The 16832-nt window shown below is 70.3% G+C and carries 15 protein-coding genes; 2 read left to right on the top strand and 13 right to left on the bottom strand.

Annotated features, from left to right (window positions below; translation table 11 throughout):
- The first annotated feature begins 352 nt into the window (after positions 1–352).
- Positions 353–991: a hypothetical protein gene (locus OJ962_RS24200; RefSeq protein WP_202955897.1), complete on the top strand. Its 639-nt coding sequence runs from the start codon at positions 353–355 to the stop codon at positions 989–991.
- A 36-nt stretch (positions 992–1027) separates the two neighbouring features.
- Here the strand turns inward: OJ962_RS24200 and OJ962_RS24195 are convergent, their stop codons facing one another.
- Positions 1028–3415, bottom strand: coding sequence for a penicillin acylase family protein (locus OJ962_RS24195; RefSeq protein ID WP_202955896.1), 2388 nt, complete (start codon positions 3413–3415; stop codon positions 1028–1030).
- A 21-nt stretch (positions 3416–3436) separates the two neighbouring features.
- On the opposite strand from OJ962_RS24195, the gene OJ962_RS24190 reads away from it, so the two are divergent.
- Positions 3437–4138 (top strand): serine hydrolase, encoded by a 702-nt coding sequence (locus tag OJ962_RS24190; protein ID WP_202955895.1) that lies wholly within the window; start codon positions 3437–3439, stop codon positions 4136–4138.
- Here OJ962_RS24190 and OJ962_RS24185 read toward each other — a convergent pair.
- From OJ962_RS24185 to folP, 12 genes are all read right to left on the bottom strand, one after another.
- Positions 4135–4965, bottom strand: coding sequence for a tetratricopeptide repeat protein (locus OJ962_RS24185; protein ID WP_202955894.1), 831 nt, complete (start codon positions 4963–4965; stop codon positions 4135–4137). The two genes, OJ962_RS24190 and OJ962_RS24185, sit on opposite strands and share 4 nt — an antisense overlap.
- Positions 4966–5048: 83 nt before the next feature.
- Positions 5049–7646, bottom strand: a complete 2598-nt coding sequence (locus OJ962_RS24180) for an ATP-dependent Clp protease ATP-binding subunit (RefSeq protein WP_238931840.1) — start codon at positions 7644–7646, stop codon at positions 5049–5051.
- Positions 7647–7888: 242 nt separating this feature from the next.
- On the bottom strand, positions 7889–9331 hold the full coding sequence (lysS, locus tag OJ962_RS24175; RefSeq protein ID WP_202955893.1) for a lysine--tRNA ligase: 1443 nt from the start codon (positions 9329–9331) through the stop codon (positions 7889–7891).
- A 2-nt stretch (positions 9332–9333) separates the two neighbouring features.
- A complete protein-coding gene (gene greA / locus OJ962_RS24170) occupies positions 9334–9810 on the bottom strand; it encodes a transcription elongation factor GreA (RefSeq protein WP_202955892.1) in 477 nt (158 codons plus the stop codon).
- Between the two features lie 71 nt (positions 9811–9881).
- Positions 9882–10865: a tRNA dihydrouridine synthase gene (locus tag OJ962_RS24165; protein WP_270006663.1), complete on the bottom strand. Its 984-nt coding sequence runs from the start codon at positions 10863–10865 to the stop codon at positions 9882–9884.
- Positions 10866–11021: 156 nt separating this feature from the next.
- On the bottom strand, positions 11022–11591 hold the full coding sequence (locus OJ962_RS24160; RefSeq protein ID WP_202955891.1) for an ankyrin repeat domain-containing protein: 570 nt from the start codon (positions 11589–11591) through the stop codon (positions 11022–11024).
- A 44-nt stretch (positions 11592–11635) separates the two neighbouring features.
- Complete coding sequence (locus OJ962_RS24155; RefSeq protein WP_270006662.1) at positions 11636–12400, bottom strand: type III pantothenate kinase; 765 nt, start codon at positions 12398–12400, stop codon at positions 11636–11638.
- Positions 12397–12915, bottom strand: coding sequence for a 2-amino-4-hydroxy-6-hydroxymethyldihydropteridine diphosphokinase (gene folK, locus OJ962_RS24150; protein ID WP_202955890.1), 519 nt, complete (start codon positions 12913–12915; stop codon positions 12397–12399). The genes OJ962_RS24155 and folK overlap by 4 nt, the downstream gene beginning before the upstream one ends.
- The gene (locus OJ962_RS24145; RefSeq protein ID WP_202955889.1) at positions 12912–14960 is read right to left on the bottom strand and encodes an MMPL family transporter; all 2049 of its coding nucleotides are present in this window, start codon (positions 14958–14960) and stop codon (positions 12912–12914) included. Before OJ962_RS24145 ends, folK begins: the two co-directional genes overlap by 4 nt.
- A complete protein-coding gene (locus OJ962_RS24140) occupies positions 14957–15445 on the bottom strand; it encodes a TetR/AcrR family transcriptional regulator (protein ID WP_202955888.1) in 489 nt (162 codons plus the stop codon). The genes OJ962_RS24145 and OJ962_RS24140 overlap by 4 nt, the downstream gene beginning before the upstream one ends.
- Positions 15446–15467: 22 nt before the next feature.
- Positions 15468–15902: a dihydroneopterin aldolase gene (folB, locus tag OJ962_RS24135; RefSeq protein ID WP_202955887.1), complete on the bottom strand. Its 435-nt coding sequence runs from the start codon at positions 15900–15902 to the stop codon at positions 15468–15470.
- Positions 15860–16687 (bottom strand): dihydropteroate synthase, encoded by an 828-nt coding sequence (gene folP, locus OJ962_RS24130; RefSeq protein WP_270006661.1) that lies wholly within the window; start codon positions 16685–16687, stop codon positions 15860–15862. The genes folB and folP overlap by 43 nt, the downstream gene beginning before the upstream one ends.
- Positions 16688–16832: the final 145 nt, after the last annotated feature.

Raw genomic sequence — 16832 nt, 5'->3', positions numbered from 1 at the left:
AAGCAACGCGAGAAGCGCATCATTCGCTCAGCGGCCGACGGACTGACCCCCCGGGAGCCGCGGCGACATGGACGTCGAACTGACATAGGCGGGGAGCTGACTTTGGCTCGGCAGCTCTCTCGCCATGCACAAGGGATCGTTTGACCCACGATTCCCTCCTCCATACGGCACCGGCACAACCCTCCAGCCGGCGCCTCGAGGCGGACGCCGATTGACCCCCGGCCTACCGCTTCTCAGCATCACGAACGGCCCGCCTTCCCCGGCGGGCCGTTCGTCGTTTGCGAACCTTCGGGTTGGGCTCGGGGTTTCCGGGAATGGTCAACCGATCGATCCTCACCAAGGGGGCAAGTCCATGAAGATCTCTCGACCTTCACCGTCGATGGTGGTGGCGAGCATCGCCCTGTTCGTGTCGCTGGGCGGCACGAGCATCGCGGCGGTCAACTACGCAGCGCGGGCCGGGTCCGTCGACGGCAAGAGCGCGGTCTATGCCGGCGCGAGCCTCTCGGACGCCCGTGGGAAGCTCGTGGCCACCAACAGCGGCGGCACGGACGCGGGCCGCATCCCCGGCAAGTTCGTCGCCGACGTGGCGCGCACGCAGTCCTTCAGCAAGGGCTATGAGGTCGCCGACAACGCTCCTGGCGCGCCGCAGCTGATCCAGTCGATCCGCGGCCTTGGCACCCTCACCGCCACCTGCAACGACCAGAACGCGGCGCCCGGCAACGAGGACCCGATCTCGGTCATCACGTTCAACAACACGTCCGGCCAGACGATCAACATCGCACGCCGGGTCGGCAACGGCGACGGCGCGCTCACGCTCGCGGCCAACCAGACGGCGACGTCGCTGAGCGTCGGCGGCTCGAACACGTTCGTGTTCCACATCGAGTTCGCCGGCCAGAACGCGATCATCCAGGGCGGCGTGCGCCAGGACGGCCGCGGCACACCCGCGGCCGTGTGTGGCGTCTTCGGTGTGGTGATGCAGATCCTGCCTTGAGCAGGGAGGTCTCGGGGGGACGGCAGTCCCCCCGGTCTATCTCCGGCCTCCACCGAACGAGATCACCTGCTGGATCCCGCTCGGCCGGTTCGTGTAGCGGATGGTGGTCGGCAGCAGGCCGGGCCGGAACGCGATCCGCTCCGCGTTCGCGTCCGCGCGCAGCGCGTCCGGGTCGCCCGGCACCGCGTCCAGTGCCTTCCATACCGCGGCGGCGCACCGGGCGGCGTCGCCGCCGCCGCAGTAGCGCTCCTTGAACGGGCTCTTCCACCGGGTCCCGGTCAGCCGGCCGAGGTCCTTCTCGAGGTACCAGAAGCCACCGCCGGTGAAGCCGCTGGCCGGGCCGGAGTTGGTCCCGACGAAGTCCTGGAGGCCCTTGACCGGCATCGCTGCCGCCCACAGCCGCGGGTAGAACGCGTCCCAGATCGCGGGGCCAGGGCCGGCGTCCATCACGCCGTCGGGCTCGCGATCCAGGCGCGAGGAGCCCGCGGCGCGCCAGGCGACGAGCAGCTCCAGCATCCGCGACGCGCGGGGCGTGGCGCCCGCGGGGTGCGCGCGCAACAGCTTCTCGATCACCGGCGTGAGCGCGACGCTGCGCAGGTCCTGCGTGGCGGCCGCGTTCATCGCGCCCGTCACCGACGCGAGGTCGTGCACGCCGCGCCGCGCGAGCCCTTCGTCGAGCATCCGCACGCGCTGGGTCGCGCCGTAGCTCCAGTTGTCGTCCGCGGCGCCCCAGCCCGGTGCGGGACGGTTGTTCCAGTTCACGAGCGCCCCGGAAGGCGGGTTGGCCTGGTACGGGCGCCGCGACTGCGCCAAGAAGCCGCGCCACTCGTACTCGCCGGTGCCCTTCACCGGCAGCCGCGGGTCGACGGACCTGGGCCGCACCGGCAGCCGGCCCGCCGAGTACATGGCGATGTCCTGGTCGTCGGCGTAGCCGACGTTGAACGTGAACGGCGAGCTCGCCATCGCCGCCCGGAACGTCCCCTTCGAGCGCACCTTCCCGGTCGTGAGGTCGCGGAAGCCGAGCTGCCACAGGATGTCCTGCCCGAAGCTGGCCCGCTTGCGCGAGATCGCGACTGTGCGGCCGTTGACCTTCGCGTACCCGGTCACCGGCCCGTGGACGGTCGTGCGGTAGGCGATCCGGCCGAAGCCGGTGACCGTCCCCGCGTCCACGCGGCCCATCGTGCGGCAGCGACCCTTGTAGCGGTACTTGGTGCGCGAGCCGCCGCACAGCGTCTCCACGTAGGTGTCGACCACGTCCGAGCCGGCGCTGGTGAGCGACCACGCGTAGTCCTGCCCGCGTCCGATCAGGATGTTGCCGGCGAAGCCCGGAGCGGTCGCGCCGCGCGCCTGCCCGCCGGGCCAGCTGATGTCGGCCTCGAGCGTGAGACCGGGGTACGTGTAGCCGATCTGCGGGCCGGCGACGAACAGCGGGTGCCCGGTGGCCGACCGCCGCCCGGAGACCAGCAGGAAGTTGCTCGCCCACTGGGGCACGTTGGCCGCGCTCGCGAGCCCCCGCGGGCCGGTCGGCTTGAACGAGCCCGCGTCGAGGACGACGTTGCCGGGGCCGTCGAGGTTCTCGGTCCCGTAGCGGAACGTGCGGGTCATCGTCGTCGGCGCGTCGCGGTCGTCGAAGGAGGTGAAGTCCTCGAACATCCGGTTGCCGCGCGCGGTGCCGTACTCGCGGCGCAGCGCGGAGAGGAACTGCGAGCGCCGCGCCTCGTCGCCGCCGCCCTCGCCGAAGATCTCGCCGATCACGGCGTTGGCGGCGAACACGTCCGCGCGCCGCCACGGCCTCGCTGTGCTGCCTTCCGCGCGCAGGCGCGCGTTGATGCCCTGCAGGTAGACGTCGACGTCGTGCAGCACCGCCCGGCCCGCCGCACCGGCCTCCCGCAGCGCCCGCAGGCCGTTGCGCTCGATGATGCGGTCGACCTCGGGCGTCGGCTTGTACTGGCGCAGGTTGATCACCAGGCCGAACGCATAGACGTTGGGTGCGTCGAGCGCCGCGAGCTTGGCGGCGTCGCGCGCCTGCGCGAGCAGCAGCCCACGGTCCTGCTGGAGCAGCCAGCCCATCGCCCATGTGACGTCGTCGCGCGAGCGGCCCGTGATGTGCGGGACGTTGAAGCGGTCGCGCACGACCGTCACGCCGGCGCGCGGCAGTGGTTCCGGCCGCGCCGGCCCGTCCGGCCCAACGCCGAACCCCGCGGACTTGAACTTCGTCATCAGGTCGTCATTGGTGACCTGATCGAAGAGCGGCGTCAGCGCGTCGTACATCAGCGCCTGCTCCTCCGCCCCGGGCGGCGGTGGCGCCGACCCGTACTGACCCGAGGCAATGATGTTGCGCGCGACGGCGGCGTAGTCGTCGGCGGCTGCTGGTGCGGCCGCCAGGGCGAACGTCACCGCCGCGAGAGCGACGGTCCTGGACATGGTGCGGCACGCTATACCGCGATGCTCGTCGAACTCGCCGCTTCCGCGGCGCTCCTCGCCTCTCCGAACGTGGAGGCCGCCCGCGACTACGCGGCGTCCCGGCCCGGCACCGTCGCGTTCGCCGTGCGCACGCCCACGACGTTCGAGGGCGTCGAGGCGGACCGCGTCTTCCCGAGCGCGAGCGTCCTGAAGGCGATGCTGCTCGTCGCCTACACCCGCTCGGCGCGCGACCGGCCGCTACGCGCCGACGAGAAGCGGCTGCTCGACCCGATGGTCCGCCGCTCCCACAACGCCGCGACGAACGTCATCTTCAGCCGCGTCGGCACGGGCGGCCTCGCCCGCCTGGCCAAGACCGCCGGCATGGCTCGCTTCACCCCGGTCAGCCCGATCTGGGGCAATTCCCGGATCACCGCGCGCGACCAGACGCGCTTCTTCCTGCGCATCGACGCGCTGCTCCCGGCCCGCCACCGCGCCTACGGGCTCAGGCTCCTGCGCACGGTCGTCCCGAGCCAGCGCTGGGGCGTCGGCCGGCTCGCGCTGCCCGACTGGCGCGTCTACTTCAAGGGCGGCTGGGGGTCGGGCACCGGCGCCGTCGACCACCAGGTGGCGCTGCTCGTCCGCGGCGAGGAGCGGATCGCGATCGCGGTCCTCACCGCGGACAACGGCTCCCACGCCGCGGGCAAGCAGACGCTCGAAGGCGTGTTCAGGCGCCTTCTTCCTTAAGGCTCCTCATCGAGCTTGGCGAGGTTCTCGGCCGCGAGCTCGTCGCCGCGCGCGGCGGCCCGCTGCAGCAGCTCGCGCGCCTCATCGAGCCGCCCCAGGTCGCGCAGCAGCACCGCGAGGTTGTTCTCCGCGTCCAGGTCGCCGGCCGCGAGCGCCTGGCGGTAGAGCGCCTCGGCCTCCTCCTCGCCGTCCTCGTACTCACTGAGCAGGTTGGCGAGGTCGATCATGGCCGACACCGACCCACGCTCGACGGCGGCCCGGAGCACCTCCTCGGCCTCGTCGTCGCGCTCCTGCTCGACCAGCAGCGTGCCGAGCACGACGGCGCCGTCGTCCTCGCCCTGCTCGATCGCCTGGCGCAGCAGCGTCTCGGCTTCCTCCTCGTTGCCGTCGAGGTCCTCGATGTAGAGGATCGCGAGCTCGACGAGCGCCTCCGGCTCCTCCTCGGCCGCGACCCGCAGCTCCTTGGCCGCCTCCTCGAAGCGCTCCTGCTCGCGCAGCAGCATGCCGAGGTTGAGGTTGCCGATCCGCTGGCCCGCGGCCGCGGCGGCGCGGAACTCGGCCTCGGCCTCCTCCGGGCGCTCGAGGTCCCACAGCGCGTTGCCGAGCGGGACGTGCCCGTCGGGATCGCCGCTCGCGATCACCTCGCGCAGCAGCGGCTCGGCCTCCGCGGCCCGGTTGAGCTGCACCAGCAGGTCGCCGAGGTAGTACCCGGCGTCCTCCTCGCCCTCTTCGAGCGCACGGCGGTAGGCCGCCTCGGCGGCCTGCTCGTCACCGGCGAGATGCGCCTCGTTCCCGCGGGCGAGCCATTCAGTGAGATCCGAATCCACACCCACAACATAAGAGAGGGCGCCACTTGGGCGCCCTCTCGTGAAGCGGGGGGACTCGGGGGACGGCAGCCCCCCGATGGTTCTTACTCGGTGTCGCTCGGTGGGACCGGCGGCGTGTCCAACGCGCCGGTGTCGTCGACCGCCTCGGGCTCGTCGCCCTCCTTGCGGCCGCCCACGCCGACCGGGGCCGGCTGCTCGACGGGCTTGACGATGTTGAGGGTGACCTCTTCGTCGGAGCCCTCGGGCGCCTTATCGACCATCACGGTGCCACCCGGCACGAGCTCGGAGCGCAGCACGAAGTCCGCGAGCGGATCCTCGATGTAGCGCTGGATCGCCCGGCGCAGCGGACGGGCACCCATGGCCGGGTCCCAGCCCTTCTCGACCAGGTAGTCCTCGGCCTCCTCGGTGAGCTCGAGCTGCAGCTCCCGCTCGGCCAGAGACGTCCGGATGCGACGCAGCAGCAGCTCGACGATCGACTTGATCTCTTCCTTGGTGAGCTTGTGGAAGACGATCACGTCGTCGATGCGGTTGAGGAACTCAGGCCGGAAGACCTTCTTGAGCTCGCCCATGATGCGGCCCTTCATGTCGTCGTACGAGATACCGGTCTCGTCGTCCGACACGGCGAAGCCGAGCGGCGTGTTGCGCGCGATCTCGCCCGCCCCGATGTTCGAGGTCATGATCACGATCGCGTGGCGGAAGTCCACCGTGCGGCCCTGCGAGTCGGTCAGGCGACCGTCCTCGAGGATCTGCAGGAGGATGTTGAAGACGTCCGGGTGGGCCTTCTCGATCTCGTCCAGCAGCAGCACGCTGTACGGCTTGCGGCGGACCGCCTCCGTCAGCTGGCCGCCCTCGTCGTAGCCGACGTAGCCCGGAGGCGAGCCGACCAGACGGGAGACCGCGTGCTTCTCCATGTACTCGGACATGTCGATGCGGACCATCGCGTCCTCGTCACCGAACAGGAACTCCGCGAGCGTGCGCGCCAGCTCCGTCTTGCCCACGCCCGACGGGCCCAGGAAGATGAACGAGCCGGTCGGCCGCTTCGGGTCCTTGAGGCCGGCACGCGAGCGGCGGATCGCCTTCGCGACGACCTCGATCGCCTGGTGCTGACCGATGACGCGCTTATGGAGCTCTTCCTCCATGCGCATCAGCTTCTGCGTCTCGGCCTCGGTGAGCTTGAAGACCGGGATGCCCGTCCACATCGAGACGATGTCGGCGATCTCTTCCTCGCCGATCGACGGACGCTCCCCACCTTCGCCGGACTCCCAGGCGTCCTCGAGGTCGCGCTTCTTGTTCGTGAGCTGACGCTCGCGATCGCGAAGGTGCGCGGCCTTCTCGAACTCCTGGTTCTCGATCGCGGCCTCCTTGTCGCGCCGCGTCGTCTCGATCTCCTCCTCGAGCTCCCGGTACACGGGCGGGGAGGACATCGACTTGATGCGCATGCGCGAGGCGGCCTCGTCGATGAGGTCGATCGCCTTGTCCGGCAGGAAGCGGTCGGAGATGTACCGGTCGGCCAGCTCCGCCGACGCCTCGAGGGCCTCGTCGGTGATGTTGACCTTGTGGTGCGCCTCGTAGCGGTCGCGCAGGCCCTTGAGGATCTGCACGCACTCCTCGAGCGACGGCTGGTCGACGGTGATCTTCTGGAAGCGACGCTCCAGCGCCGAGTCCCGCTCCAGGTACTTGCGGTACTCGTCCAGCGTCGTCGCGCCCACCGTCTGCAGCTCGCCACGGGCGAGGGCCGGCTTGAGGATCGAGGCGGCGTCGATCGCGCCCTCCGCGGCACCTGCGCCGACGAGGTTGTGGAGCTCGTCGATGAACAGGATGATGTCGCCGCGCTGGGTGATCTCCTTCATCACCTTCTTGAGGCGCTCCTCGAACTCGCCGCGATACTTGGAGCCCGCGACCAGGGCGGCAAGGTCGAGCGTGTAGATCTGCTTGTTCTTGAGCAGCTCCGGCACGTCGCCGTTCGTGATCCGCTGGGCCAGGCCCTCGACCACGGCGGTCTTGCCGACGCCCGGCTCACCGACGAGCACGGGGTTGTTCTTGGTGCGCCGCGAGAGGATCTGCATGATCCGCTCGATCTCCGTCTCACGCCCGACGACGGGGTCCAGCTTGCCGTCGGCCGCCAGCTTGGTCAGATTGCGACCGAACTGGTCCAGCAGCTTCGAGGACTTCTTGCCCTCGGCCGTCTGACCGCCGGCACCCGCCTGCTGCTGGCCCTGGCCACCGCCCGAAGGACGGCGCCCACCCGGGCCCGACAGCATCCTGATGACCTCGTTGCGGATCTTCTCCGAATCCGCGTCGAAGTCGAGCAGGATGCGCGCGGCGACGCCCTCGTTCTCGCGGACGAGGCCGAGCAGGATGTGCTCGGTGCCGATGTAGTTGTGGCCGAGGCTCAGCGCCTCGCGGAGAGCCAGCTCCAGCACCTTCTTCGCGCGCGGCGTAAAGGGGATCTGGCCAGAGGTCACTTCTTCGCCGGAACCGACGATGCGGACAACCTGGGCGCGAACGCGCTCCACGGTGATGTCCAGGGACTCGAGAACGCGCGCGGCGAGGCCCTCCTCCTCTCGGAGGAGACCAAGGAGGATGTGTTCGGTCCCGATGTAGTTGTGCTTGAGCGTCCGCGCCTCCTCCTGGGCGAGGACGACCACCTGACGTGCTCGCTCTGTGAATCGCTCGAACATGGGTTGGGGAGCTTCCTTCCTACTAGTGCTCGCCTAGCGCTCGGTCGTTCTGGTGGTCTCGAAAATGGTTTGTGGGAGGGCAGTGACGGAAGGCCCGGAAGACGAAAATACCCCGGCTCTCATCCGGGTATGCGGCGGTCACGCCGGTCCGGATCAGGGCTCGGGGCACGTCTTTGGCCATACCCCAGTCTACCAACGGGGAGAGGCCGTGATCTCTGCTGGACGAACGGTCGAAACCGCGGCTACTTCAGGGCGGGGAAGAGGACCACTTCCCTGATGGTCCGCTGACCGGTGAGGAGCATGGTCAGACGGTCGATGCCGATGCCGATCCCGCCGGTCGGCGGCATGCCGTGTTCCAGGGAGAAGATGTAGTCGGTGTCGAACGGCGGAGCGCTCTCGTCACCCGCCGCGGCGTGCCGGACCTGCTCCTCGAATCGGGCTCGCTGATCGTCCGGATCGTTGAGCTCGGAGAAGGCGTTGGCGAACTCCATGCCGTCCGCAAAGGCCTCGAACCGCTCGACCAGGCCGTCGTGCTCCCGGTGTCTTTTCGCGAACGGTGAGAGCTCGACCGGGTAGTCGTGCAGCATCGTCGGCTCGATCAGGGTCGGCTCGACGTGCTTGGACACCAGGTAGTCCACGAGCGCCGCCCAGTTGGGCTCGTCCGGGACCTCCATGCCGGCCTCGCGCATCGCGCCCTGAAGGGACTCCAGGCTGCGGTTGGCGAGCACGTCGATGCCGGTTCGGGAGTGCACCGAGCCGGCCAGCGTCTCGCGCTTCCAGGGCTGTGCGAACTTCTCGGAGCCGACCGCCTCGCCGACCGCACGCACCAGCCGCTCCGCCCGCTCGGCGACGACCTCCCAGTCCGCGTACGCCTCGTACCACTCGAGCATCGTGAACTCGGGGTTGTGCTTCGGGCTCAGGCCCTCGTTGCGGAAGTCCTTGCCGAGCTCGTAGACGCGCTCGAGCCCGCCCACGATCAGGCGCTTGAGGTAGAGCTCGGTCGCGATGCGCAGGTACATCGTCTTCTCGAGCGCGTTGAAGTGCGTCGTGAACGGCCGCGCGAGCGCGCCGCCGTAGATCGGCTGCAGGACCGGCGTCTCGACCTCGATGAAGCCCTCGTCGTCGAGAAAGCGGCGGATCGCGGACACGATCTTGGCGCGCGTGACGAAGACCTCGCGCGTCTCCGGATTGGACATCAGATCCAGCTCCCGGTGGCGGAAGCGCGTCTCGGTGTCCGTGAGCCCGTGGTGCTTCTCGGGCGGCGGGCGCAGCGACTTGGCCAGCAGCGTCCAGCCGGAGAGCAGGACCGACAGCTCGCCGCGGCGGGTCTTGAAGATCGTGCCGTCGGCGCCGATCAGGTCGCCGAGATCCATCGTGAGCAGGCGCTCGAACGCTTCGTCGCCGAGCACATCGCGGCGCGCCTGCAGCTGGATGCGGCCCGTGCGGTCGTCCAGATCCAGGAACGCCATCTTGCCCTGGCCGCGGCGCGCGTGCAGGCGCCCGGCGACGCGGACGCGCACGTCGGTCTCCTCGCCGTCGGCGAGGCCCTCGTGCGGCGCCTTGGCCTCGGCGATCGGCGTGACGCCCGCGAAGGCGTGCGGGAACGGCTCGATGCCCGCCTCGCGCAGGCTCTCGAGCTTGCGGCGGCGGACAGCGAGGAGCTCGGAAGTCTCCTCTTCCGACACCGTTACGCGACTTCGATCTTGTCGACCTTGAGCTCGCGCTGCTTGCCCGAGGGCAGGACGACCTTGACGCTGTCGCCCTTCTTGCGGCCGATCAGCGCCTTGCCCACCGGCGACTCGTTGGAGAGCTTGTTCTCCGACGGGTTCGCCTCGGTGGAGCCGACGATCGTGTAGGCGGCGGACTTGCCCTTGTCGTCGGTGACGTGCACCTGCGAGCCGACCCGGACGACATCGGCGTCCAGCTCGGAAGCATCGATCACGGACGCCGAGCGCAGCTTGTCCTCGAGGCTCGCGATGCGGGACTCCAGCATCGCCTGCTCGTTCTTGGCGTCGTCGTACTCCGAGTTCTCGGAGATGTCGCCGAACTCACGCGCTTCCTTGATGCGCTCGGCCACCTCGCGACGCTTCGTCGTAGAGAGGTGCTCGATCTCCTTCTTGAGGTTCTCGAGGCCTTCTGGGGTGAGGATGACGTCCTTCTGCATGCTGCGTCAGTCCTTCTGCGGGGCTGAAGATGGAAACGGCCCGCTCGTCAGGCGGACCGGTGACTCCACACCTATACGGCCGTGGAGGGCGCGCAGGATAGCAACAGCACCGAGCGCTGTTGCTCAAGGGTGTCTGCGCGCTGGAGCGCGTCCTGGACCGACTTGGGCGCCCCGAGCCGCTCGATGTACCACGGGTGGAACTTCTTCAGGTAGCGGGCGGCTCGCTCCGGCCCGAGGTGTTCCTCGGCCCGGTCGATCACCCAGTGCCACTCGGCCAGGATCTCGTCCGGCGTCGGATCCTCCGTGCGCTCGCCGAGCACCTGCGCGAACAGCCACGGGTTGCCGAGCGCGCCACGGGCGAGCATGACCGCGGCGCAGCCGGTGTGCTCGAACACCCAGCGGATGTGCTCCGCGCCCTCCATCCCGCCGGAGACGATCACGGGGACGGGGAGCTCCTCGACGAGCTGCTTGGCCAGGTCGTAGTCCGGCGTGCCCTTGTGGCGCACCGCCGCGGAGCGCGGGTGGAAGGTGATGCCGGCGACGCCGGCCTCGTCGACGAGCCTGCGAGCCAGCTCGAGGCCCTCGACACCGCCCTTCTTGACCGACGCGCGCAGCTTGACGGTGACCGGCAGGCCGGAGCCCTCGCGCGCGGCCTTGGCGATCGCGACCGCGGAGTCCGGGTCGTTGATCATGGCCGCGCCCGCGCCCGTCTTCATCACCTTCGGCACGGGGCAGCCCATGTTCAGGTCGAGGATGTCCGCGCCGACACGGGCGACCTCGGCCGCGGCCGAGCGCATGACGTCCGGGTCGTGACCGAACAGCTGGATCGCCAGCGGGCCCTCGTCCGGGTGGACGCGCAGCAGCTCCTTGTGGGTCTTCTCGTTCCCGTAGTGGATCGCGAAGGAGGAGACCATCTCCGAGACGGCGAGGCCGGCGCCGAAGCGCTTGGCCTGGAGGCGCACGAACCAGTTGCCGATCCCGGCGAGGGGGGCGAGCATCACCCGGTTGGTGATGGTGACGTCGCCGATCTGCCAGGGGTCGGTCAAAGAGCGCACGTGGTCAAGGGTACGAGCGTTCGTGAACGGCGAGCACACCGGCTGGCGCGGCGCCTGCGCTCGGGGCGTGATCGTTTATCGGCGGGCCGCAAGGGGGTGGTCGACGAAACTCGCGCATAGCGATACTTTCGTCGACCACCCCCTTTGCGCCCGGGACTAGGCGTGGTCGGTCTTGGTCGGTTCGCGCAGGAAGTCGGCCAGTTCGGTGAAGCCCGACCGGCGCGCCGCCGCTTCCGGCGTGAGGTCGTCCCAGCCGACCCACTGCGGGTCCGCTCCCCGCGCGAGCAGCAGCTCGGCGTTCTCGCGCGAGCCGCCGTGGGCTGCGGCCCACAGACCCTGGGTGGCGTCGCCCTCGCCGAGCGGGAGGCCCAGCGCGCACGCGGCCAGGAACGACGGAGTCGCGCCTCGCTCGACCAGGCGGCGGGCCGCGCGCCACTGGCCAAAGGCCCACGCGTCGTCCAAAGGTGTTCCACCGCCGATCACGCCGCCGCGGGCGTCGATGTCCGCGCCCGCGTCCAACAAGGCGTCGACCATCAAGACGTCGTCGTTGCTCGCGGCCCAGTGCAGCGGCGTCTCGTCGTGCTCAGGCCCACCGAACCGAGCGTTCACATCGGCGCCTGCCTCCACCAGCAGCGCCAGGAGCTCCACGGCTCGGTCTCGGTGCCCCGGCCAGTCGACCAGTGAGTGCAGGAGCGTCCGCGCGCCGTCCGGACGCGCGGTCGCCAACGACGGATCAGCCGCGAGCGCCGCGCGGAGGTCCTCAACCGAGGCTAGGAATTGCGCTCCCAAATGATCCTCAGCCCCGTCAGCGTCAACAGCTCGTCCGCGATGTCGATCGTCGTGCAGTGGGGGACGACCGCGCCCGCCAGGCCGCCGGTGGCCAGCGTCTGGAACTCGCCGAGCTCGTCGTGCAGGCGCGAGATGATCCCGTCCACCATCCCGGCGAACCCGTACAAGACGCCCGCGCGGATCGCGTCCACGGTGGACTTGCCGATCAGCGCGCGCGGCGGCGTCAGGTCGATGGCCGGCAACGCCGCGGCCCGCGCGCTCAAGGCTTCGAGCGAGATCTCGACGCCCGGGAAGATCACGCCGCCCAGGTACTCGCCGCCCGCGCTCACGACGTCGTGCGTCACGGCGGTGCCGAAGTCGACGATGACGCACGCGCCGCCCACGCGCTCGTAGCCGGCGACCGCGTTGACGAGCCGGTCCGGCCCGATCTCGCGCGGGTTGTCGTAGCGGATCGGCATGCCGGTGCGCAGGCCCGGGCCGACCAGCAGCATCTCGTGCCCGAGGTAGCGCTCGGCCATCCCGGTCCACTGGGGACGCAGGGACGGCACGGTGGAAGACACGATCGAGGCGTCGACGTCCGCGAACGTCAGGCCGCGCAGGCCCAGCAGCGCGCGCAGCACGGCGCCGAGCTCGTCCGAGGTGGAGGTGCGGACGGTCGCGAAGCGCCAGTCGTGCACGAGCTCGCCCGCGTCGTAGACGCCGAGGTGGGTCTGCGTGTTCCCCACGTCGACGACCAGCAGCCTCACGGCCCGACCTCCAGCGGCGGGCCGGCGACCACCACGTCCTGGCCGTCGATGCGTGCCAAGGCGTCCGCAGCGGGCCCGCGCCCCGGGACCATCAGCCCCGGCGCGAGCTCGAGCAGCGGCACGAGCACGAACCGCCGGGAAGTGACCTCGCGATGCGGCAGGACGAGGCGCTCGGAGGAATACTCGAGCTCACCCAGCAGCAGCAGGTCGACGTCGATCGGCCGCGGGCCGTGCTTGACGTAGCCGTCCTCGCCGGCCAGGGTGCGGCCGAACGCGCGCTCGACGGCCTTGCACGCGTCCAGCAGCTGCTCCGGCCCGAGCGCGGTCTCCACGCGCAGCACGGCGTTGAAGAACGCGCGCTGATCCAGGACCTCGCCGACGGGCTCGGTCTCGTACACCGACGAGGACGCCAGCACCACCACGTCGTGCGCCCACAGGCACTCCACGGTGGCCTGCAGGTTCACCCGCCGGTCGCCGACGTTGGAGCCCAGTCCGAGGTACGCGATCTCGTTCACGCCGGCAAGAGTCTGGCGATCCGGCGCGGAACCCACCAGTTCCAATCGCCCAACATGCGCATCAACGCCGGAACGAGCAGCGCGCGGACGATCGTCGCGTCGATCAGCACGGCGACCGCGACGCCGAACCCGAGCTGCTTGATGAAGATCACCGACGCCGTCACGAAGCACCCCAGCGCGACCACCATCAGCGCCGCGGCGAACGTGACGATCCGCCCCGTCCGCTGCAGCCCCAGCGCCACGGCCTCCTCGTTGGAGAGCCCGGAGTCGTGCAGCTCCTTGATGCGCCCGAGCAGGAAGACGCCGTAGTCCGTGGACAAGCCGAACGCGACCGCGAACAGCAGCACGGGCTGGCTGGACTCGATCGCCCCCTGCGAGTCGAACCGGAACAGCCAGTCGAGGTGGCCGTCCTGGAAGACGAGCACCATCAGCCCGAACGCCGCGCTCAGCGTGAGCAGGTTCATCACGAGCGCCTTGATGGGCAGCACGACCGACCGCAGCATCACGAACAGGATGATCAGGGTGGTCGCGCACAGGATCGCCAGCGCGAGCGGCAGGTGGTCGCGCAAGGAGGCCTGCTGGTCGACGAACCCCGCGGTCTGTCCGCCCACCCAGAACTCGAACGGCGCGTCCACCGCGCGCACGTCGGCCACGAAGTCCTTCGCCGCCTCCCCCAGCGGCTGACCGGGCGCGATCAGGTCGATCCGCCCCTCACCCACCCGCGGCGGCGCGACCGGCGCCGGCAGTCGCGCCGCGAACGCGCGCAGCTCCGCGGCCGGCGTCCCCGGCGGCACCGCGACGTACACCGGCGACGTCTCGCTCGGCGGGAACTTCTGCTTGATCGCGTCGTCGACGACCCGCGCGCTCTGCTCCTTCGGCAGCACCGAAGCGTCCACGCCGGTGAACTCGATCCGCAGAAACGGCAGCCCCATCGCGACGAGCAGCACGCCCGCGGCGACCGAGTACGGCACCGGCCGGCGCATCACCCGCCGGGAGTGCCGGTACCAGAAGCCCGACCGCTCGCCGGCCGCCTCGCGCGCGATGGCGTCCTTCCAGCGTCGCGGCCCGCCCGCGTTCACGCGCTCGCCCAGCGCGCCCAGCAAGGCCGGCAGCAGCGTCAAGGAGACGCCCGCGGCGATCAGCGCGCACAACGCACCGCCGATGCCCATCGAGTACAGGAACCGCTGGCGGAACACGATCAGCGCAGCCAGCGCGCACGCCACGGTCACGGCGCTGAAGAACACGACGTGCCCCGCCGTGCGCAGCGTCACGCGCAGGGCCTCCTCGCGCGACCGGCCCGCGGCCAGCTCCTCCCGGAAGCGCGAGACCATGAACAGCGAGTAGTCGATCGCCAGCCCGAGCCCGAGTCCGTTGATCAGGTTCAGGGCGTAGACCGACATCGGGTTCACGTGCGCGTTGATCAGCCGGATCGCGAGAAAGCTGAGCAGGATCGTCGCGCCACCCACGGCCAGCGGCAGCAGCGCGCTCACCGCGCTCCGGAACACGAGCAGCGAGAGCAGGAACAGCAGCGGGAAGGCGATGATCTCCGCGCGCAGGATGTCCGCCGACACCTGGTCGCCCACCTGCGGCGCCGCGATCGCGCCGCCGCCGAGCGTCACCCATGGGAACGCGCGCATCCGGTCCTCGATCGCCTCCGTCGCGCCGCGCGGGTCCTCCTTGTAGGTGGCGAGCAGGTAGGTGGAGCGCCCGTCGCGGGAGACGAGCCGTTCGTCTCCGCCCGGCTCGTAGGCCGTGACCGCCGCCACGCCGGGGTGCCGCAGTTCCCGCGCGACCGCGCGGATGCGCGCCTGTCCCGCGGCGCTCGAGGCCGGAGCGTCGAGCCGGACCAGCGCGACCAGCTGCGGCGCCGCGTACGTCCCCGTCGCCGCCACGACGGCGTCCCGCGCGACCACCGCCTCCGCCGACGGGTCGTCGAAGTCGTTCTCGTTGCCGAGCTCGCCGAAGACGGGCAGCGCGAACACCGCCGCGACCAGCACCATGATCAGCGAGCCGAGCAGGATCGGCTTGCGCCGGCGGAAGATCACCACTCGAAGTCGAGCATCGCGACGACGTTGAGCAGCATGCCCTCCCCGAAGAAGTTCCACGTCTCGACGGGGGCTACGCCCGCGAGGTCGGCGACCGTCTGGCGCAGGTGCTCGAACTTCCGCCGTACGTACGCGCGGATCTCCGGGTCCGCGACCGCGTAGGCGCGCATCTGGAAGAGCAAGGCGTGCCGGTCGGGTAACAGCTCCTGACCGTACGCGAGCCCCATCGTCGCGAACCGCTCCTCCGGCGTGTCGCCGGCGGCCGCGGCGGTGAACACGCCCTCGACCCGCGCGAAGCACTGGTCCACGCACGCCTCATAGAGCCCGCGCTTGGTCTTGAAGAGGCGGAACAGGTACGGCTGGGACACCTCGGCCTCGCGCGCGATGGCCTCGGTCGAGGTGCCGTCGTACCCGCCCTCGGCGAAGTGGCGGAACGCGATGCCGACAACCTCGGCACGCCGCTCCTCAGCTGACATCCGGGCCATGCGCCCTAGATGTTAGTGACCACTAACGTTCTTCCCGCCAGACTTCGACCGACACCTCTTCGACCGGCAGCGGGATCGGCGGCTCGGGCTTGGAGGCCTTCACCGTCACGCTCTCGGCGCCGAACTGGGAGGCGAGCCGGTCGGCGATCACCGCGCACAGCCGCTCCAGCGTCCGGTAGGACTGCTGCTGGGCGATCAGCGCGATCACCTGGCAGACCTCTCCGTAATCGATCGTGTCCTCGACGCGGTCCGTGATCAGCGCGTCGGGCTCGCCCGCGTCGAAGCGCACGTCCAGCAGGATCCGCTGGCCGACCTTGCGCTCCTCGGCGGTGACGCCGTGGTGGGTGTAGAGCGAGAGCCCGGTGATCTCGATCGTGACGCCGACCTCGAGGCCTTCCTCGTCGTCGTCCTCGTCTAGATCGTCGTCTTCGTACTCGTCTTCGGGCTCGTCGGCCATGCGGCGAAAGTAGCACTCGCGACCTTCAGCGCGTCTGCGACCGCCGCGACGTCGTGCACGCGGAACACGCGCGCGCCGCGCTCCAGCGCGATCACGCAGGTCGCGACCGTGCCGTGCACGCGCTCGGTCACGTCCCGCCCGGTGAGCCGCCCGATGAACGTCTTGCGCGAGGTCCCGATCACGAGCGGGCGCCCGAGCTCGGCCAGCTCGTCCAGCCGCGCGAGCAGCTCCAGGTTGTGCTCGAGCGTCTTGCCGAAGCCGATCCCGGGGTCGAGCTGGATCCGCTCCTCGGGCACGCCCGCAGCCACCGCCGCCTCCATGCGCTCGACCAGGAACGCCTTGACCTCCGAGACGACGTCGTCGTAGCGCGGGTTCTTCTGCATGGTCCGCGGCTCGCCGAGCATGTGCATCAGGCAGCAGTCGAGCCCGCGGTCCGCGACGAAGCCGGCCAGCTCGGGATCGTGCCGGAACGCGCTGACGTCGTTGACGTAGCTCGCGCCCGCGTCCACGGCCGCGCGCGCCACGTCCAGCTTCATCGTGTCGATCGAGACCTGCGCGACCCCGCTCAGCCCTTCCACCACCGGCACCACGCGAGCAAGCTCCTCCCCCGCGGGGACCGGGTCCGCGCCGGGCCGCGTGGACTCACCGCCCACGTCGAGGATCGTGGCCCCCTCGGCGGCGAGCCGGCGACCGTGCGCGACCGCCTGCGCCGCGTCGTCGAACTGCCCGCCGTCCGAGAACGAGTCGGGCGTGACGTTGACGACGCCCATGATCGAGAACTCCACGCGCTTAAACGCTACCGGCCACCCAATGGGTGGCCGGAGCGGGTCTTGCGGGTTTCGGGGAGCGGCTACCAGACGGAGGAGGAGGTTCCGGTAGCCGGGTTGGAGGAGGAGGGGAGTTCCCGAACCACGGGGACCGCATAGGTGT

Origin of the sequence: Solirubrobacter deserti (assembly GCF_027587175.1) — a bacterium.
Classification (GTDB): domain Bacteria; phylum Actinomycetota; class Thermoleophilia; order Solirubrobacterales; family Solirubrobacteraceae; genus Solirubrobacter; species Solirubrobacter deserti.
Note: the sequence above shows the minus strand (reverse complement) of the source record. Positions and strands in the feature narration are given on the sequence as shown.